The 19,375-nt window shown below is 64.9% G+C and carries 17 protein-coding genes; 3 read left to right on the plus strand and 14 right to left on the minus strand.

The window, feature by feature from the left end; translation table 11 throughout:
- Positions 1–15: 15 nt before the first annotated feature.
- Positions 16–1,191: an ATP-grasp domain-containing protein gene (locus CFOUR_RS09845; protein ID WP_230471771.1), complete on the minus strand. Its 1,176-nt coding sequence runs from the start codon at positions 1,189–1,191 to the stop codon at positions 16–18.
- A gap of 342 nt (positions 1,192–1,533) precedes the next feature.
- Entirely contained in the window at positions 1,534–2,823 is a 1,290-nt protein-coding gene (locus tag CFOUR_RS09850) for an adenylosuccinate synthase (protein ID WP_085957208.1), read from the minus strand.
- A gap of 52 nt (positions 2,824–2,875) precedes the next feature.
- Between CFOUR_RS09850 and CFOUR_RS09855 the strand changes: the two genes are divergently transcribed.
- Together CFOUR_RS09855 and CFOUR_RS09860 are read left to right on the plus strand one after the other, a co-directional pair.
- Complete coding sequence (locus tag CFOUR_RS09855; protein ID WP_085957207.1) at positions 2,876–3,670, plus strand: hypothetical protein; 795 nt, start codon at positions 2,876–2,878, stop codon at positions 3,668–3,670.
- A gap of 325 nt (positions 3,671–3,995) precedes the next feature.
- Positions 3,996–4,892, plus strand: a complete 897-nt coding sequence (locus tag CFOUR_RS09860; protein ID WP_085957206.1) for a PRC and DUF2382 domain-containing protein — start codon at positions 3,996–3,998, stop codon at positions 4,890–4,892.
- Between the two features lie 97 nt (positions 4,893–4,989).
- On the opposite strand, the gene CFOUR_RS09865 is transcribed toward CFOUR_RS09860, so the two are convergent.
- The 9 genes from CFOUR_RS09865 to adhP form a co-directional block, all read right to left on the minus strand.
- Entirely contained in the window at positions 4,990–6,162 is a 1,173-nt protein-coding gene (locus CFOUR_RS09865; protein ID WP_085957205.1) for an FUSC family protein, read from the minus strand.
- A 156-nt stretch (positions 6,163–6,318) separates the two neighbouring features.
- Entirely contained in the window at positions 6,319–7,353 is a 1,035-nt protein-coding gene (fbaA, locus tag CFOUR_RS09870) for a class II fructose-bisphosphate aldolase (RefSeq protein WP_085957204.1), read from the minus strand.
- Positions 7,354–7,402: 49 nt separating this feature from the next.
- Positions 7,403–8,599, minus strand: a complete 1,197-nt coding sequence (locus tag CFOUR_RS09875) for a glycoside hydrolase family 76 protein (protein ID WP_085957203.1) — start codon at positions 8,597–8,599, stop codon at positions 7,403–7,405.
- Between the two features lie 123 nt (positions 8,600–8,722).
- A complete protein-coding gene (locus CFOUR_RS09880) occupies positions 8,723–9,397 on the minus strand; it encodes a TrmH family RNA methyltransferase (RefSeq protein WP_085957202.1) in 675 nt (224 codons plus the stop codon).
- The gene (gene pyrE / locus CFOUR_RS09885) at positions 9,390–9,917 is read right to left on the minus strand and encodes an orotate phosphoribosyltransferase (protein ID WP_085957201.1); all 528 of its coding nucleotides are present in this window, start codon (positions 9,915–9,917) and stop codon (positions 9,390–9,392) included. The genes CFOUR_RS09880 and pyrE overlap by 8 nt, the downstream gene beginning before the upstream one ends.
- Positions 9,918–9,922: 5 nt before the next feature.
- The gene (locus CFOUR_RS09890) at positions 9,923–10,888 is read right to left on the minus strand and encodes a TtfA family protein (protein WP_085957200.1); all 966 of its coding nucleotides are present in this window, start codon (positions 10,886–10,888) and stop codon (positions 9,923–9,925) included.
- Between the two features lie 91 nt (positions 10,889–10,979).
- Entirely contained in the window at positions 10,980–11,822 is an 843-nt protein-coding gene (locus CFOUR_RS09895; protein WP_085957199.1) for a sulfurtransferase, read from the minus strand.
- Positions 11,823–11,843: 21 nt separating this feature from the next.
- A complete protein-coding gene (locus tag CFOUR_RS09900; protein ID WP_085957198.1) occupies positions 11,844–12,266 on the minus strand; it encodes a DUF4265 domain-containing protein in 423 nt (140 codons plus the stop codon).
- Positions 12,267–12,276: 10 nt separating this feature from the next.
- On the minus strand, positions 12,277–13,308 hold the full coding sequence (gene adhP, locus CFOUR_RS09905) for an alcohol dehydrogenase AdhP (RefSeq protein WP_085957197.1): 1,032 nt from the start codon (positions 13,306–13,308) through the stop codon (positions 12,277–12,279).
- 158 nt (positions 13,309–13,466) lie between these two features.
- Here adhP and panB point away from each other — a divergent pair, with 158 nt between their 5' ends.
- A complete protein-coding gene (gene panB / locus CFOUR_RS09910) occupies positions 13,467–14,285 on the plus strand; it encodes a 3-methyl-2-oxobutanoate hydroxymethyltransferase (protein WP_085957196.1) in 819 nt (272 codons plus the stop codon).
- 146 nt (positions 14,286–14,431) lie between these two features.
- On the opposite strand, the gene panC is transcribed toward panB, so the two are convergent.
- The 3 genes from panC to CFOUR_RS09925 form a co-directional block, all read right to left on the minus strand.
- Positions 14,432–15,226 carry a pantoate--beta-alanine ligase gene (gene panC / locus CFOUR_RS09915; RefSeq protein WP_085957195.1) on the minus strand — a complete coding sequence of 265 codons (795 nt, stop codon included), beginning with the start codon at positions 15,224–15,226 and terminating at the stop codon, positions 14,432–14,434.
- Positions 15,227–15,237: 11 nt separating this feature from the next.
- Entirely contained in the window at positions 15,238–17,784 is a 2,547-nt protein-coding gene (gene clpB, locus CFOUR_RS09920; RefSeq protein WP_085957194.1) for an ATP-dependent chaperone ClpB, read from the minus strand.
- 167 nt (positions 17,785–17,951) lie between these two features.
- A complete protein-coding gene (locus CFOUR_RS09925; RefSeq protein WP_085957193.1) occupies positions 17,952–19,280 on the minus strand; it encodes a sodium/glutamate symporter in 1,329 nt (442 codons plus the stop codon).
- Between the last annotated feature and the right edge of the window lie 95 nt (positions 19,281–19,375).

A 19,375-nucleotide genomic window follows, 5' to 3' on the forward strand; every position in this document is an offset into this window, starting at 1 on the left:
ATCAAATGATGTGATCTATTTCTCGGCCGATGCGTTATCGATCTGGTTGATCGCCCTGACAGCTTCGTCCGTGCGTTGACGCGCCTCGGCCGCGGAATCGGCGGTGGCGAGGACCAGCGTGCCGTCGCCAAGCATTCGCACCGTGACTTCCTCGACCGCCATGGCCGCAGCGAGCGCGGCCTGCGACGGGTGCCCCTCCAAAAAGCGCACCGCGCCAGGGCTGATCAGCGTCGAATCAATAGGCAAGCGCTGCGTGGCGCGCGCCTGCAGGTCGAACTGGTTGATGCGCTGGGTGACAAAGGTGACCAGGCCGTCGCGGCTCGGACGCGGGGTGACCTGCGAGAAATAAACATCATCGCCAGAAACGAACATCTCCACCGAGAAGATGCCGCAGCTGGCCAGCGCGCCGGTGATGCGCGCCGCGATCGAGCGGGCGTTATCCATCGCCGCCTCAGGCAGCGGCGCGGGCTGCCAACTTTCGACGAGCCGCCCTTCCCGGTGCCGGGTTCCAATCGGCTCGCAGAACCACGTGGCCAACTCGCCCGTGCTCGGGTCAATCGAGCGCGCCGCGAGGATGGTGACTTCAAAGTCGAAGTCGATGAAGCGCTCCACTACTGCGCCCTGGCCTAGGCCGCGATCGGCGGCGCGCCATGCGTCGGCAAGATCCGCGTCGCTCTGCACGAAGCTAAACCCCTCGCCGTCCTTGGACGTGGGAGCTTTGACCACACACGGATAGCCAATGCGCTCCACCGCGTCGTGCATCTCCTGCGGGGTTGAGACGTACTCGTAGTCCAGGGTGGGAAGCCCCAGTTCCTCGTTGGCCTGCTTGCGCACCGCCATCCGGTCCGCGGTGTGGCGGCACGCGTCCACCGACGGCGCCACCACCGCGCCGACGCGCTCCGAGATCTCCTGGACTGTCTCGATCGTGTCCTCCGCGTCGCCCGAGGTGACGATGATCCCCGGGTAGAACACCTCCGCGATGCTCGCCGCCCCGACCCGGGTGTCAAACCCCAGGCGCTTGTACGCCTGCTCCAGGTCAAGTGCCATCGGGGACTCACCCAAAATCAGCGCACGGCGCGGCATTTCCATCGGTTCCTCGCTGGCAGCAGGCGCGACGGGGACGGTGGGGATAGCGCCCGTGTCCTCAGCGGAGTGCTCGGAGGGGTGCTCTGCAGAGTGCGGAACAGTCATGGTCACTGATTATCCCACAGTTGCTTGTACGCGCTGGAATGCAAGGGGGTGACGTGCACAGATCGTCGGCCCCAAAATGCCCTCGCTTCCCTTTTCCGGGATGCGGGGGCACGGTGCGCTGCAGATCAGGCAGCTGGGGTCGGGCTAAGGCTTGCTTGGAAACCTTAACGTCCGCCTTGGAAGAACGGAGCTGTCAGTGGGTGACTGCACCAGCTGACGGTTCGCCTGGCCGACATTCAAATCAGCATCAGCCACTAAAAGCGGCTGATCACGTCAGGCCCCGGAATCACTATCAATCCGGACAACTTAAACGCGAAGCTTTCGTCGATAAGCAGGGGCTTCTTAGCGCTCCATCACGTCGTTGCGCACGATGGTCTGGTCGCGGCCGGGGCCGATGCCGATGTAGGAGATGGGCGCCCCGGAGAGCTCCTCAAGGCGAAGCACATAGTCCTGCGCCTTCTGCGGCAGGTCTTCAAACTCCCGGCACTCCGTAATGTCCTCGTCCCACGCCGGCATGGTTTCGTAGATCGGCTCCGCGTGGTGGAAATCGGTCTGGGTCAGCGGCATCTCGTCGAAGCGCTTGCCGTCCACGTCGTAGGCCACGCAGATGGGAATCTCGCCGATGCCGGTGAGCACGTCCAGCTTGGTCAGGAACAAGTCGGTGAAACCGTTGACGCGGGAGGCGTAGCGCGCGATCACACTGTCGTACCAGCCGGTACGGCGCACGCGCCCGGTGTTCACACCCACCTCGCCGCCGGTGACCTGAAGGAACTCGCCCCACTTATCAAACAGCTCCGTCGGGAACGGGCCCGCACCCACGCGAGTGGTGTACGCCTTGATAATGCCCAGGCAGCCCGTAATGCGGGTCGGGCCGATACCGGAACCCACGCACGCGCCGCCGGCGGTCGGGTTGGAGGACGTGACAAACGGGTAGGTGCCGTGGTCGACGTCGAGCATGGTGGCCTGGCCGCCCTCCATGAGCACGTGCTTGCCCTCGTCAAGAGCGTTGTTGAGCACACGCTCCGCGTCGATCACCATGGGCTCGAGCCGCTCGGCGTAGCGGCCGAAGTAGTCCATGGTCTCTTCCACAGAGATGGCGCGGCGGTTGTACATCTTCACCAGCATCTGGTTTTTCACGTCGAGGGCGGACTCGATCTTCTGGCGCAGGATGGACTCGTCAAAGACATCCTGGACACGCAGCCCCACGCGCGCGACCTTGTCGGCGTAGGTCGGGCCGATGCCGCGGCCGGTGGTGCCGATGGCGCGCTTGCCCAGGAAGCGCTCCTGCACACGGTCCAGCTGCTGGTGGTACGGAGCCACCAGGTGCGCGTTGGCAGAGACACGCAGGCGCGAAGCGTTGGCGCCGCGGGCCTCCAGCCCGTCGATCTCCTCGAACAGCGCCTCAAGGTTGACCACCACGCCGTTACCCAGAATCGGCGTGGCGTTCTCGCTGAGCACGCCGGCGGGCAGGAGCTTCAGCTCGTACTTCTCCCCGCCCACCACAACGGTGTGGCCCGCGTTGTTGCCGCCGTTGGGTTTGACTACGTAATCGACCTTCCCGCCGAGGATGTCGGTTGCCTTACCTTTGCCCTCGTCGCCCCACTGGGCACCCACGATGATGATGGCGGACATCGCATACTCCTTATATATGGCGTATTAACGGCCATATTGTAGCGTGAGCGCCATGCGGCTCATCCACTGCGCGTGCGGCAGCGCAACTGTCATCCCGGGCGCCGAGCGTTTCGACCTTCCCGAGCGCCCCGCCCAGCGCGACTTGAGCTTTTTGGTTGATATTGCACGCCAGGTACTGCCGGAGGATCCGACTCCGTCGTTGGAGGAGATTCAGTCCAGCCCGTCCGTATCTCATCTGGGCGAGCCCGCGTTTGCGCCGCAGCGCCCCGCAGAGCCCGTCCGGGTGGTGGTGTCGGGAGATGACAGGGCGCTCGGCCTGGTCCTTACCCGCCTTATGCGCGCGGATGCGATGTGGATGGAGGTCGGCTACGTGCCCGTAAACCGCGAGTCGCCCGCGGCACTGGTGTGGGGTGCGGGCGATGAGGGGTTGGCCGTGGAAGGGGCTGTGCGTCCGATGCCGTGCATCCGCACGGATTTTGGAGAGGTGGTCGCCGGCTCAGCCGAACTTTTCACCGGCGACGGATCTTCGCGCTACACCGGCGAGATCGTGGTGGACTCGGAGGTACTGGTCGGAGGAAACGAATACGGCGCCCGGCTTGTCCCCACCGTGGACGCGCCCGGACTCGTGGCGGTGCCCTACACCAGCCCGCTCGTACCAACGCGCCGCTTCCTGCGGCGAGTCCCCGTCCGCCGCACCGACGCCTCGCGGGTTCTCGCAGGTCGTGCGCTGCAGTCCGGGGGCGAGGAAATTGCTGTGCTTATCGACGGCATTCTGCGCCCCCGCCCCGTCAAACGGGTCACCTTCTACCGGCATCTGCGCGACATCCAAAGCGTGCGCGAAGCCTAAACCACCTAATGTGATTTATCTCACAGTGGGAATTCTGTGGCGTTTGGTTAGCGTTTTGTTACCTCGCCGGTATTTGAAAGTGTTGTAGTTTTTTACGCTTTGCGAGGCGCTGACAGACATCCGCCCACGTCAGCCAGCCAAAAGGATGGCTACCTGAAAACTCTGAGTTTGTCGCTCGCACATCAGTTCGACAACTCAAATTTGAACGGTCGTTCAAGCACGGCCCCCGGGGCTTCCCTACATTCGAATTCGTTCCCGCAACGACCGGCAACGGGAATGCGGGCAAAGCAATAAATTTACTAGCCAAAACCTTTAAGGAGAAATCATGGCTGACTTCAACCGCATCGAGGACCTGGCAAACGCGACCGCATACGACGTCGACGGCGACAAGGTCGGCGGCGTCAAGGACGTTTACGTCAACGACACCACCGGCCAGCCGGACTTCGTCTCCGTCAACCACGGCCTCTTCGGTGGCGGCGACTCCATCGTTCCGCTGCGCGGCCACACCCTGCGCGACGGCGAGCTGCACCTCGCATTCCCGAAGGAGCGCATCGAGGACGCTCCGGATCTGGACGAGAACGGCCACCTCACCACCGAGGACCAGGAGGCGTTCTACCGTCACTACGGCCTCGAGGGCACCAAGGACGTGACCACCTACGAGACCGACAACCGCTTCGCTCAGGCTGGCGCTGCTGGCACCGGTGCCGCTGCTGGCGCTGGCGCTGGTTACGCTGCCGGCGAGCGCGAGGTTGAGACCGAGCGTCGCGATGTCGCCGACACCGAGCGCCGCGACCTTGTCGACAACGACCGCCGCGACGTCACCAACAACGACGAGCTCATCCGCTCCGAGGAGCAGCTCAACGTCTCCAAGGACCGCGTCGAGTCCGGCCAGGTTCGCCTGCGCAAGTACGTCGTGAACGAGACCGAGACCGTTGAGGTTCCGGTTGAGCGCGAAGAGGTCCGCGTTGTGCGCGAGCCGATCACCGATGCAGACCGCGCTAACTACGACGGCAACATCGGCGAGCAGGAAGCATCCGTCACCCTGCACGAGGAGCAGGTCAACGTTGCCAAGGAGTCCGTCCCGGTGGAGAAGGTCTCCCTGGAGAAGGACACCGTCCGCGACACCGAGCGTGTTTCCGAGGAGGTCCGCAAGGAGCGCTTCGAGACCGACGGCGTCGTCGAGGGCGACCTGCGCGACGACCTGCGCGACGACCAGCGCTAAACAGCACCGCGCTAGCCCCTGCTAGTCGCTGAACTTAAAACCCCGGTTGGGATTCCTCCCAACCGGGGTTTTTGCTGTGCGGGCTGCCTCCCGGCGACTAGTCGAAGTCGAAGGACTCCGGCTCGACCTTGGGTGTCTGCGACGTGGGAGCCAGAGCTGCCAATGCCGACTCGTTGGACATCCCGCAGACCATGAGCAGGTCCACAATCAGCGAACGCGTCTGCGCAAGGATCGCGTACGCGGACAAGACACCGTTTTCAGGGATGACATCCATGCTGGCCTGCTGAGCAACACCGCGAAGCTCATTAACGCAATGCGGGATCACGGTGGCCTGGGCAACGCGGGAGTTGACGTCGTAGACCTCCGAAAGCTCCAGGCAGACCTGGGAAAGCGTATCCAGGATCTCGATCTGGGCTTTGGTGGCGGAATCGTTGTCGTATGCAAGCACACCCGCACGACGCGCCAGCACGCGAGTGGTGCGCACCGCATTATCCACCGGCGGAATCACGCGGGCGAGCGAATTGATGTAGCGGCGCGTGCCCCAGAGGAACGGGGAGACGCGCGACGCCTCCTCGCCGGACTTGATCGCCGCAGCGAGATCGTCGATGCCGGTCTGCGAGCCGCGAATGAGCTCGAGAGCCTCCTCGATGACAACCGGATTGTTGCCGCGCAGCCCCTCGGAGACATCGTCGAGCACCGAACTCATAATGCCCATCACCTTGGACACCTCCGCGCGCGCAGACTGCATCGGCGCCTGCGGAATCAGCGCGATGGTGACCATGGCAACCGCACAACCAATCAGCGCGTCGACCGTGCGGTCTATACCCGTCACCTCCGCCCCCGGCGGCATGATCGTGGCAATCAGAATCGCGCCGATGGCCGCCTGGTTATTCACCAACAGCGAGCTGGAGAAAAACGACGCGATCAGCAACGAGCCGGCGACAATGACCGCGATCTGCCAGCCACCGTCGCCCAGCCGGTAAAAGATGAGGTCTCCCACTAGCACACCGAGGACACAGCCCAGCGCCATGTCCACCGACTTGGAAATGCGGTCGCCTCCGGTCATGCCGATGATGATGACCACGCTGATCGGCGCGAAGAACGGGCGCGGGTGCCCCGCCAGATCGCGGGCTAAAAAGTAGGCCAGACCGGAAGCGAGGCCAATCTGGATAATCGGCAGCAGGCGTTTTCGCACCCGCTTGAACCGTGCCTGCACCGATTTATCCACCAGCTGGAGGCGCTCCCGCGTGCTCATCCTCTGTTTCGCCATGGTTTGACAGTCTAGGCCGTGGCTCGTGCGGTGGGCAGAGGTCTGATGGCTGTGGTCAGCCAGCAGCGGCCGCACCCCGGCATGGTGTGCAGGAATATGCGGCAACAAAAAAGAACCTCCGGGGTGACCGGAGGTTCGTCGCTAAGCAAAAAGCGCTTACTTCGCCACAGACTTGCCCACGGAGTGCAGGTCCTGGCACGCCTCGATGACGCGCTCAGCCATGGAGTTCTCCGCCTTCTTCAGGTAGGAACGCGGGTCGTAGGTCTTCTTGTTGCCCACCTCGCCGTCGATCTTGAGCACGCCGTCGTAGTTGGAGAACATGTGCGCGGCGACAGGGCGGGTGAACGCGTACTGGGTATCGGTGTCCACGTTCATCTTGATCACGCCGTAGCGCAGCGCCTCCTCGATCTTCTCCTTCTCGGAGCCGGAGCCGCCGTGGAAGACGAAGTCGAACGGCTGGGCACCCTCATCGAGGCCGAGCTTGCGGGCGGCGACCTTCTGGCCCATGTCCAGCACCTCCGGGCGCAGCTTCACATTGCCCGGCTTGTACACGCCGTGCACGTTGCCGAAGGTGGCAGCCAGCAGGTAGCGGCCGTTCTCGCCGGTGCCCAGGGCATCCACGGTCTTCTCAAAATCCGCCTCGTTGGTGTAGAGGTTCGCGCCAGCCTTCGCCTCAACGCCGTCCTCCTCGCCGCCGACGACACCGATCTCCACCTCGAGGATGATGTTCGCTGCGTGAGCCTTGGCCAGCAGCTCCTGGGCGATCTCCAAGTTCTCGTCGATCGGCACCGCGGAGCCGTCCCACATGTGGGACTGGAACAGCGGTAGCTCGCCCGCATTCACGCGCTCCTGGGAGATGGCGATGAGCGGGCGCACATACTCGTCGAGCACTTCCTTCTGGCAGTGGTCCGTGTGCAGCGCGATGTTGACGTCGTAGTGCTCCGCCACCTCGTGCGCGAACGCTGCCAGCGCCTTCGCGCCCACAACCTTGTTCTTCACGCCCTGGCCGGACGCGAACTCCGCACCGCCGAGGGAGAACTGGATGATGCCGTCAGACTCCGCTTCCGCAAAACCCTTGATAGCGGCGTTGATGGTCTCCGACGACGTGCAGTTGATCGCCGGGAATGCGAAGCCGCCCTTCTTGGCGGTATCCAGCATCTGGTTGTAGACCTCGGGGGTTGCGATAGGCATGAGGATCCTCCTGCTAACGGGTTCTAGTTACGCACCCAGTATGCCCGTTTTACGCCTGCGCTGCAGCCACCCGCGCGGCCGCCTCCAGCAGCATCCAGCCGGACAGTTGGACCGACAGATCGCGCTCGTCGATGCGCACGAGACCGACCGCCTCGCTAATCGACGACGGCCCGAGCCCGTAGTTGTGCGGCAACTTCGCGTCCTGGGTCCACTCCGCGGCGAACACCGGCAGACCGTCAACCTCCAGACGGTGCGACCACAACGACTCCGCAGACTGCATGACCAGGCGAGCGGCAATCTTGCGCGTGGCCACGTTTTCCTTAGAATCCTCCGGCAAGCGCAACGCCACCTCCGCCAAGTAACGGGCGAGAATGCCCTTGAACAAGCCACCGTCGCCCTCACCGGATTCTTCCGGCGGGCTGAGCAGCACGCCCTGCGGGGTAGCCAAGTTCAACGCCACAGCCTGCACGATCGCGCGGATGTGGGTGATGTAGAACATCGACGCGTCCGCGCGCTCGGAATAGACGAAGGAATCGATCTGCTCGTCGTGCGCAAGGCCGACGTCCTCGCGCAGCGCCAGCGCAATTTCCAGGCTCGCCCCGAGCGCGGTGCCCTGGTTGTAGGTGTAGATCTTGTCCACGACCTCCGGGCCGCTCATGCGCATGCGAATACCGTCGTCGAGCAGGCCGTCCTCTCGCACCAGGTTGTCGAAGATCCAGTCCACAATCTCGCGCGCCTTGTCCAACCTGCCGGTGCGGGCGAACAGCAACGCAGCAGTGGCGTTCGACGGCACGTTATAGAACGTCTCGCCGGTGCGCCACGGCAGCACACCGGTGACCGGGTCGATGCCTGCCAGCAGGTCGAACTCCAGATCATCCAAGTGGCGGTTGCGCCGGATGCCGTCCAGCTGTTCCGCGCGGTTCCACGCCAGCGCAAGCCACGCCTTGTCGTCAAAGTGCACGTTGGTCATGAGCTTGCCTCGGTTGCGGCGCTGGATGCCGCGCAGCGTATCGGCGATGCGCCGGCGCCTGGCTTTGGTGGACCGCCGCAGTGCCGCATCCACCTGGCAGTCCAGGTACTGAGCCTGCCACCAGTAGTGCCAGTGCCAGAAGGTGCGGTCCTTCGGCCCCGGCGGCCACGCCACCACAGCGAGGTTGGTTTTGGGCAAGCCCCAGAGTTTTTGCGCATGGCGTTCAGTAACGGCAGATTCAGCCAGGTCGGCGCGGTGCGCCCACGTTTCCGGCACGGGGTGTCTCCTCGGGGTCAAACGGTTCGTTCTTATATTGCCAGAGGCAGCAAAAACGTTTCACATGTTTTGCGGGATTCGGGGCTGTGCGGTGGCCTGGCCACCAGGTTCGGCCCGGGCCGCTTACCACGCCTGGGAAAGATCCGCGTGCTGGCGAATCCACGCGTGCATCGCGATACCAGCGGCAACGCCTGCGTTGATGGAGCGGGTGGAGCCGAACTGCGCAATAGAACACGTCATCACCGCCGCCTCCTGCGCGGCCTGCGTCACGCCCGGGCCTTCCTGGCCGAACAACAGCACGCACTCACGCGGCAACTGCGCGGTCTCCAGCGGCACGCAGCCGGGGGTGTTGTCGATGGCCACCACCGCAATGCCCTCGGCGTTCGCCCACTCGATCAGGTCCGCCACCGTCTCGTGGTGCCGGATGTGCTGGTAGCGGTCCGTGACCATCGCGCCACGCCGGTTCCAGCGCTTCCGGCCCACGATGTGGACCTCTTTGGCCAAAAAGGCGTTGGCGGTGCGCACGACAGTGCCGATGTTCATGTCGTTTTCGAAGTTTTCGATGGCGACGTGGAACGGGTGGCGGCGGGTATCCAAGTCCGCGACCACCGCATCCAACGACCAATACCGATAAGCGTCCACCACGTTGCGGTGGTCGCCCTCGCGCAGGAACTCAGGGTCGAAGCGGGGGTCGTCGGGCCACGGCCCTTCCCAGGGGCCGACACCGTGGCGGCCCTCGTTCCACTCGGTGGGGCCGCGATCGGGGCCGGGCTGGCCGGAGGCGGCGCGATTAAGCAAGGCCCAGGTCTTCGAGTCCGAGGAGGAAGCGGTACTCCAAGCCTGCGTCGCGCAGCACCTGGTCGGCACCGGTCGCGCGGTCCACGACGGTGGCCACGGCGACCACCTCGGCGCCTTCCTCGCGGCAGGCTTCGACGGCGGTCAGCGGGGAGTTGCCGGTAGTCGTGGTGTCCTCCACCACCAGCACGCGCTTGCCCTTGATGGACGGGCCCTCGATGCGGCGCTGCATACCGTGCTTCTTCGCCTCTTTGCGCACGACGAACGCATCGATCGGGCGGCCTTCCGCGTGCATGACGGAGGTGGCCACCGGGTCGGCGCCCAGGGTCAGGCCGCCCACCGCGTCAAAGTCCAGGTCCGAGGTGAGCTCACGCAGGAGCTTGCCGATGAGCGGGCTGGCCTCGTGGTGCAGCGTCGCGCGGCGCAGATCCACGTAGTAATCCGCCTCTTTGCCGGAAGAAAGCGTCACCTTCCCGTGGACGACTGCCAGCTCTTTGACCAGTTCAGCGAGTTTTTCCTTCATTGTTTTCACTCCTTATCGTCGAAGATTGAGCTCGGGCCCTGCATCCGGCGCACGCGGGTGAGGTCCACCACGCGGCGCTCGTCGCCGGCGATGGCCTGAACGTCGTCGCCGCCCAACTCGCGGTCTTCCACCTCGCCGCGCATGCCGCCGGTGTTGCGGGTGGGCAGCTCCACCGGGTCCTCCGGGCGCTGCATCACCGGCTCATGGTCCGGCTCCGGCAGCGGCTGCGCCGTCTGGCCGGGGATGTCGCGGGTGGGGTACGGCAGCACCAGCGCAGTGTCCTCGCGCGGAGGCAAGGTGCGCGCGGCATCGGCGAGCAACGCCAGCGGCGCCAGTGCGACATCCCATGCCTCTGGCCCGGCCTCTCGGCTGAGCTGCGCAATCACCCACGCGCCTTCGAACCACACGGCGTTGACAGCGGCGGGCATCTGTTCGAGTGCGGTAAGCACTCGCCTATCGACGAGCCTTCGGCCCGCCCCCACCTCAGTAGCGAAGCACACAAAGCCGTTGTACGTATCCAGCTGCACCAAGTCGTCCGAGCCCTCGGCCGCGAAACCTTCCCGGCGGAAATCCACCACCGTGTCCGATTCCGCGCCGGTGCCCATGGCGATGACCGTGGCCTCCCCCAACTCCGCCACGTGCGCATCGTGCCCGTAGGCGCTGCCCGTGGCCACGTTGCGCGCGCCCGCACCCCCGGCAGCTGCGCCGCGGGACCACTCGCTGGCCAGCATGTCGTCGCTGGCAGTAAAGGTGTATCCGTGCTCGCGGGCCCAGGTGCGGCGCACCCGCTTCCCGGGGGCCCGGGTCTTGGCCGGTTTGGTGTGCGGCTCACCGGCCGCGTCAGCAGCACCTGCCGCGCCGGTTGCGCCGGTTGCGTCAGCCGCGCCAGTGCGTTCGCGGGCGTCGGACGCGAACAGCGCCACGGCGGCGAGCAGCGCCGCGAGTGCGAGAACAAACAGCAGGATGACCATCGCGGACTATGCTACCGCGCACCCCGACACGCACCGGCGTGTGCCAAGGCAGCAGCTCGAAGTGCCTCGAAGTGCCGCCTAAATGTGCCGCTTAGATGTGCGTTGCCACCGGGTTGTCGCGGTTGCCGCTCCACTGGGACCAACCGCCCACGTAGTGCGTGAGCAGCGGCAGGTCCACGTGCTCGAGCGCGGCCAGCAGCAGCGCCGAGTGGTTACCGGAGCCCGAGTATGTGATCGCGCCAGCCGGGTCGGTGTTGTGGGTGATGCCCAGCTGGGCAAAACGGTCCCGGACGGTGTCGGAATCTTTCACTTTGTGCGTCTGCTCGTCGAAGAGTTCGTAGACCGGCAAATTCTGCGCCCCCGGGATGTGGCCGGCGCGCAGATCCAAAATCTCGCGGCGGCCTTCGAAGCGGCGGGCACCTCTGGCGTCGATAAGCAGCCCCTCAAATGCTCTGACGTCCTCCATGGACGCGGCCGGGAGGTGACCCTCTGACAGCTCCACCTCGCGCGGGACAATCACGCCGCCGGGCCCGGCGACAGTGGGCAGGCCCTCGCCGTCCCACGCGGCGAACCCGCCGTCGAGGATATGCACGTCGCTCACACCCGCCCAGCGCAGAATCCACCACGCGCGGGCGGCGAACAGGCCGTTGCCGCCGTCGTAGACGTAGACGGGCCGACCCTCCTCAACGCCCCAGCCCGCCGCAGCTTTCCGCACGGTGGAGATGCTGGGCATCGGGTTACGGCCCACGCTACGGCCGGGCATGCCGGCGAGCTGCACAGACGGATCGCAATACAGCGCCGTCGGGATGTGCTCGGATTGGAATTTAGCCCACGCCTTGCCCTCTTCCGGCTCCCACAGCGCGGCGATGATGGTCTGTTTTTGGCCAGTCTGGATTCGCTCGTTCAGTTCAGCGGCGGAGACGAAGACGCTCATGGCCGCAAGTGTAACGGGGTTTTACGCCATGTACCCGGGAGCGAGCTGGATCGCGCCCTGCTCCTCCAAACCGGCGAGCCACTGGGTGATCCCCTCGCGCGGACAATCCGCGCCGATGCTGGCCGCGAGCATGCCACCGGGGCCAAGCTCCACCCGGCACCCGAACGCCAGCAAGGTGGACGCAATCTCACCCGGGTCCTGACTTTCGGGATCCTCCGGCAGCACACGCACCGTCGACGCGCCACCGCGCACAACCACGTTGTCCACGTGGAACGCCCCGCCCACCGTCACACACTCCACGATGTCGCCCATCGCGAGCGTCGTATCCACGAACGGGACGCTCGCCACCACAAAGTGATTGCCGCCGATCTGGTGCGCCTGCAACTGTTCACTTTCAACGCCCGGGACCGCGACGCGGGTGAGAATGGTGGTGGTTGCTTGCATGCAGCGGAGTCTAGTACTTGATAGACATGCGGCCGGAAATCTTGCCGTTGCGCATGTTTTCAAACACCTCGTTCACGTCATCCAACTTGCACGCGGTCACGTGCGGCTTGACCTCTCCGCGCGCGTAAAAGTCCAGTGCTTCAGCCATATCCTGCCGGGTGCCAACGAGCGAGCCGCGGATGGTGATGCCCCGCAGAACAATATCGAAAATCGGGGCCGGGAACTCCCCCGGAGGCAGGCCATTGAACACGATGGTGCCGTTGGAGCGGCTCATCGCGATAGCCTGGCCGAACGCGTCGGGGTGCACTGCGGTGACCAGCACGCCGTGGGCGCCGCCGTCGGTGTACTCCTGCACGGCCTCGCCCGGGTCCGTGGTCTTGGCATTCACCGCGAACTCTGCACCCAGCTGCTTGGCCAGTTCGAGCTTGTCGTCCGCAATGTCGACCGCGATGACGCGCATCCCCATGGCCACGCCGTACTGCACCGCAAGGTGGCCGAGACCGCCAACACCGGAAATCACCATGAACTGCCCAGGCTTGGTGTCCGCCTCTTTCAGGCCCTTATACACAGTCACGCCAGCACACAGGATCGGAGCAACCTCAACCGGGTCCGCCCCTTCTGGGATGCGCGGCGCGTAGCGGGTGTCCACCAGCATGTATTCACCGAAGGAGCCGTTCTGGGTGTAGCCACCGTATTCCGCCTGCTTGCAGTACGTCTCCCGGCCGGTGTGGCAGAACTCGCACTCGCCGCACGCAGACCACAGCCAGGCGTTGCCAACCATGTCGCCAACCTTTACCGAATGCTCGCCCGGGCCCAGCTCTACAACCTCGCCCACGCCCTCGTGCCCCGGCACGAACGGTGGTTGTGGTTTGACGGGCCAGTCCCCTTCAACCGCGTGGAGATCGGTGTGGCAGATACCCGAAGCGTGAAGCTTTACCAGTGCCTGGAACGGGCCTGGTTTTGGCAGATCGATTTCTTCGACGTTGACGGTTGGGCCAAATTGCTCAGCTACGGCTGCGCGCATTGCTGTTGGGGCGGTCATGGGGGCTCCTTTCTAAGGGCTTACAACGTAGCTCAATATGTTACCAATCACACCAGACAATCACTAGAGATGTATGCCACACTTCGGGGTAATTACGCAGGTGCCGGACGCCCACATGAGGCGGCATTGAGGAAACCGGTGGGGCCTAGACTGCAAGCGTGACTGGATATCTTGCTCCAACGAAAAAGGTGCGGCTGGCAGACCTCGCACGGAAGAAAGCCGACGGGGAAAAGTGGGCGATGCTTACCGCCTACGACTTCGCCACCGCGAGGGTGTTTTCCCAGGCTGGCATCGAGTGCCTCCTGGTGGGTGATTCGGCCGCGAACGTGGTCTACGGCTACGCCACCACCAATCAGGTGTCCGTGGACGAGATGGCGTTTTTGGGCGCGGCGGTCGTGCGCGGCGCCGGTAATGCGCTGGTGGTGATGGATCTGCCCTTCGGAAGCTACGAGGCGAGCGACGAGCAGTGCGTGCGCAGCGCCACCGACCTAGTGCGCCGCACTGGCGCGCACGTGGTGAAACTTGAGGGCGGTGTCCGTATCGCGCCGCGGATCCGGGCGCTGAAAGACGCCGGGTTGGCAGTGTGCGCCCACGTCGGCTTCACCCCGCAGTCCGTGGACAGTTTGAGCGGGTTCAAAGTCCAAGGCCGCGACGCCGGCGCCGAGCAGTTGCGGTCGGACACCCGCGCGGTGGTCGAGGCCGGCACCGACATGGTCGTCTTCGAGATGGTCCCGGCGGATCTGGCGGCTGAACTCACCGCCGAGTGCCCAGTGCCCACCATCGGCATCGGCGCAGGCAGCGGCACCGACGCCCAGGTGCTGGTGTGGCACGACATGGCGGATGTGCCCGCCGGCGACCACCGGGCTAAGTTCGTCCGCCGCTTCGGCACTGTGGGCGAAGGCCTGGCCGCGGCGGCTGCGGAGTACAAGCGCGCGGTGCACCTCGGCGAATTCCCGGGGCCGGAGCACGCGTTTTAGTCGGGGCGGGTACCTAGCCATGCCGTTACTTTGCGCACACCCTGGGATCTATACCCTGGGTTCGCGCAAAAATCGGCCATTCCCAGGCTGAGCCTCCCAGGGTTTGCGGATCGAGGCGGGCGGGGTGGCAGAAGCTCGCCACCGCGCTAGAGCTCGATCGCGGCGTTATCCAGCAGCCGGGTTGTGCCCACCTTCGCCGCCACAAGCAGCCGGGCGGGGCCCGAGTGCCCGTCGGGAAGCTCGGTAAGGTCCTCGGCGGTGGCGACGAGATAGTCGAGTTCGAGGCCGTCGGTGCCTCGCAGCAGCGAACCTGCCTCCGCGAGCGATCCGGTTGCCAGCGCCCGCGGGAGAGCCAGCGCGGTGGCGCGCTCCTCGGCGGAGAGGTAACGGTTGCGCGAGGACAGCGCCAGCCCGTCGGTGTCACGCACAATCGGACAACCGTGGATGCGCACAGGCAGGTGCAGGTCATCCACCATCTGCCGGATCAGCGCAAGCTGTTGGTAGTCCTTCTCACCGAAAAACGCGTCGGTGGCGCGAGTCAGCGCGAACAGCTTCGCCACCACCGTGAGCACGCCTGCAAAGTGCGTCGGCCGGGTCGCGCCCTCCAGCACCGACCCCAACGGGCCCGGGTGGATCGTGGTGCGCGGTCCGCGCGGGTACATCGTCTCGGCCGTTGGTGCGAAGACAGCGTCGACGCCTTCCGCCTCAAGCTTGGCCACGTCCTCCGGCAACGTCCGCGGATACGCATCCAAATCCTCGCCCGGCGCGAACTGCAGCGGGTTGACAAAGATGCTGACCACCACGGGGTTGCCCAGCGCTTTGGCTGCGCGCACGAGGGCGAGGTGACCGTCGTGTAAGGCACCCATGGTGGGCACGAGAGAGACGTCGCCGGCGGGCAGGGTGCTCGCCAGCTCTTCCGGGGTGTGGACGAGTTGAGTCATACCCTCATTATCTACGCCGCGGAAACGTCCAGGCCCTCGCCGCCGTCGGCAACGTCGACGTGGACTGTGTCGCCGTCGCGGATGTCGCCGGCCAGCAGCTTCTTGGCCAGACGGTCGCCGATGGCCTGCTGGATCAGGCGGCGCAGCGGGCGGGCGCCGTAGGCCGGGTCGTAGCCGCGCTCGGCCAGCCAGCTCTTCGCGGAGTCGGAGACGTCCAAGCTCAGGCGGCGGGCGGCGAGGCGCTCGGCCAAACCCTCAAGCTGGATGTCCACGATGCCAACGAGCTGGTCCTGGCTTAGCGGGTCGAAGACCACCACATCGTCGAGGCGGTTGATGAACTCCGGCTTGAAGTGGTGCTTAACCGCCTCCATGATCTGCTCGCGGTTGCCGCCCGCACCCAGGTTGGAGGTGAGGATCACCACCGTGTTGCGGAAGTCCACGGTGCGGCCCTGACCGTCCGTCAGCCGCCCTTCGTCTAGGACCTGCAGCAGCACGTCGAAGACGTCCGGGTGGGCCTTTTCCACCTCGTCGAACAGCACCAGCGAGTAGGGGCGACGACGCACCGCCTCGGTGAGCTGGCCGCCGGCGTCGTAGCCGACGTATCCCGGAGGGGCACCAACCAGGCGGGCCACAGAGTGCTTCTCGCCGTACTCGGACATGTCGATGCGGATCATGGCGGACTCGTCGTCGAAGAGGAACTCCGACAGGGACTTGGCCAGCTCCGTCTTACCCACACCGGTGGGGCCGAGGAACAGGAAGGAGCCGATCGGGCGGTTCGGATCCGCAACCCCAGCACGCGAGCGGCGCACCGCGTCGGAGACCGCGATCACGGCTTCCTTCTGGCCCACCACGCGCTCGCCCAGCACGGACTCCATGTTGAGCAGCTTCTCGGTCTCGCCCTGCATCATCTTGCCTGCCGGAATACCCGTCCAGGAGGACACGACGTCCGCGATGATGTCCGGGGTGACTTCCTCTTCCAGCATCGTCTTGTTGCTGGCCTCGGATTCCACCTTGGCCACCTCGGCCTCAAGCTCCGGGATGCGGCCGTAGCGCAGCTCGGAGACCTTGGCGTAGTCGCCCTCGCGCTCCGCGATCTCGGACTCGTTGCGCAGGCGCTCGAGCTCCTCCTTCGCGGACTGGACCTTGTTCACCTCCGCCTTCTCGTTTTCCCAGCGGGCCTTCATCTCGCCCAGGCGCTCGCGCTGATCCGCCAGCTCCTCGCGCAGGTGCTCCAGGCGCTGCTTGGACGCGGCGTCGGACTCCTTCTGCAGGGCAATCTCCTCGATGTCCAGGCGGCGCACGATACGCTCGAGCTCGTCAATCTCCTGCGGGGAGGAGTCGATCTGCATGCGCAGGCGCGAACCGGCCTCGTCCACCAGGTCGATGGCCTTGTCCGGCAGGAAGCGGTTAGTGATGTAGCGGTTGGACAGCTCCGCCGCGGACACCAGCGCGGAGTCCTGGATGCGCACGCCGTGGTGCACCTCGTAGCGCTCCTTGAGCCCGCGCAGGATGCCGATGGTGTCTTCCACCGTCGGCTCCCCCACGTACACCTGCTGGAAGCGGCGCTCCAAAGCGGCGTCCTTTTCGATGTACTGGCGGTACTCGTCCAACGTGGTCGCACCGACCAAGCGCAGCTCACCGCGGGCGAGCAGCGGCTTGATCATGTTGCCGGCGTCCATCGCGGAATCGCCGGACGCGCCGGCACCGACGATGGTGTGCAGCTCGTCGATGAAGGTGATGATCTGCCCGTTGGACTCCTTGATCTCGTCCAACACGGCCTTGAGGCGTTCCTCAAACTCGCCGCGGAACTTCGCGCCAGCGACCATGGACCCCAGATCCAGCGAGATCAGGGTCTTGCCCTTGAGCGACTCCGGCACGTCTCCGGCCACGATGCGCCGCGCCAGGCCCTCCACAATCGCAGTCTTGCCCACGCCCGGCTCACCGATGAGCACCGGGTTGTTCTTCGTGCGGCGGGAAAGGACCTGCACCACGCGACGGATCTCCGAATCGCGGCCGATCACCGGGTCAATCTTGCCTTCGCGGGCACGCGCGGTCAGGTCGGTGGAGTACTTCGCCAGCGCCTGGAATTGGTCCTCCGGGTTTTCAGAGGTCACCGTCTTGCCGCCGCGGACGGAGGAAAAGGCCTCCTTCAACGCCTCGTAGGTGGCGCCGCGCTTGGTCAACAGCTCCGCCGCATCATCGTTGCCCTTGGCAATCGCTGCCAAGAGCACGTCGGCGGACACGAACTCGTCGCCAAGCTCACCTGCGAGATCCTGCGCATACTGCAAGGCCGTCTGCAGGTCCCGGTTGATGCCCGGGTTGGCCATGTTCTGCCCCTGCGCACTGGGGTAGGTGCCGATGAGCTCGCCAGCTTCGCGCGCAACGGTTTCCGGATCGACGCCCGTGGCCTTGAGCACCGGGGCGGCGATGCCGTCTTCCTGCTTGAGCAGCGCCTCCAGCACGTGCGCCGGGCGCATCTCCGGGTTACCCGCGGCAGAGGCGCGCATCTGCGCCTGCTGCAGGGCCTCCTGTGTCTTTTGCGTGTATTTGTTCGCCATGAGTCCATGGTCCTTTCTTGCCTAATGTTTGTTTCGCACTAGGTTCAACGCACAAGAAGTTGAGTCTGTTCCTGTCAACGCGAAAAAAGTTGCGCGACATCCACTCAATACGGAAAAAGCCCTGCATAGTGCAGGGCTTGCTGGAAGACGTCGTCAAGCAAAAAGCTCTACTGCGTCCTTTGGACCGGCACCCATTTGAGCAGGTACGCCAGCACCACCACGCCTACCGCGATGGCGAAGGCGATCCAGCCGAACACGGCGGTAAAGCCGGCGATCACCGCGATCGGCGCAATGATTGTGGTGCCGATTTCAAAGGGGGCGAAACCGACGTAGGCCACGCCGTACTCGTTGAGCGTGCCGGATTTGAGCTTCGGGTCCACCATCTTCAGCAGCGCAATGCCGGTGGCCACCGCAGCCGTGGCCCAGCCCCAGCCGAACAGGCCGCGCTCGAGCCATTTCTCGCCGAAGAAGGCCGGGCCGGCCCAGAACATCCAGACCACGCAGAACAGGGTGCCCAAAACGAAGATGAGCACCAGCGCCTGCCAGTACCCCGCAAGTGCCGCAGGCACGATGGAGGCGATACCGAAAGCGATCATGTAATCCGTGGCCGCGCCCGACACAGAGTTGATGGTGGAGCCGTCCAGGTAGTTCGGGCGGCCGGCGAGCTTGAGCAGGAAACGACCGATCAGGCCGATGACGAAGGCCATGGCGAACAGCGGGATGGACACGTTGGACCACTGGTCCTTAATAAAAGAGTTCACCGTGTAGGCGATGAGCACCGTGAAGACGATGAAGCCGGCGTGCAGTGCCAGCGGCTCGATGGACGACGGGTTGGTCGTGGCCTTGCCGATGGAGGGGCGCTCGGCCTCGTTGTGGATGTAGCCGGTGCGCAGATCTTCCGGCAGCGTGCCGGCGAGCTGCGAGGCCTTGCCCTTGCGGATGCCCCAGTTGGCCATGAACACGCCGCCGACGATGGCCACCAGGGTGCCCACAGTGGCGGAGGTGAACCCGATGGAAGACGCGCCTTGCACGCCGATTTCCTCTAGCGCGGAGCCGACGGCCGCCGCGGTGCCGAAGCCGCCCACGAAGCCGACGGGCAGCATCATGCCGAACCAGGGCTCGGTGCCGAACATCGGCGCAAACAGGTAGAGGCCGAGCAGGACGAACAGGCCCCACTGCCCCATGAACATGGCGGTGGAATAGCCCCACATGTTGCGCGCGCCGGAGGCAACAGAGCCGCCGAGCTCCATGGAGTAGGCCATGGAGGCGAACACGACCGCGATGAGCAGCGTGGTGTAAGTCCCCACTTGGTCGGACCAGTGGATGACGCCCAGGACTTCGTCGCCGAGCAGCAGGCCGAGCAGACCCGCGGTGATCGGAGCGGGCAGCAGCAGTGCCTGCAGTACCTTCAGTCGGTTGCGGAGAATGTTTCCGACGATGAGCAAAACGGAAATCCATCCGATGTCCGTCAGCAGCGTGTATGGGGTGAAGTCCATCTGGGCACCTCTTTTCTATCCACTTATCAAGTTCTAACCGGGTGCAACTTTATCTCACAGCAGCTGGGTAACCTGTTTTCATGCCTTCTGCCCAG

Source organism: Corynebacterium fournieri, from assembly GCF_030408775.1.
GTDB lineage: Bacteria > Actinomycetota > Actinomycetes > Mycobacteriales > Mycobacteriaceae > Corynebacterium > Corynebacterium fournieri.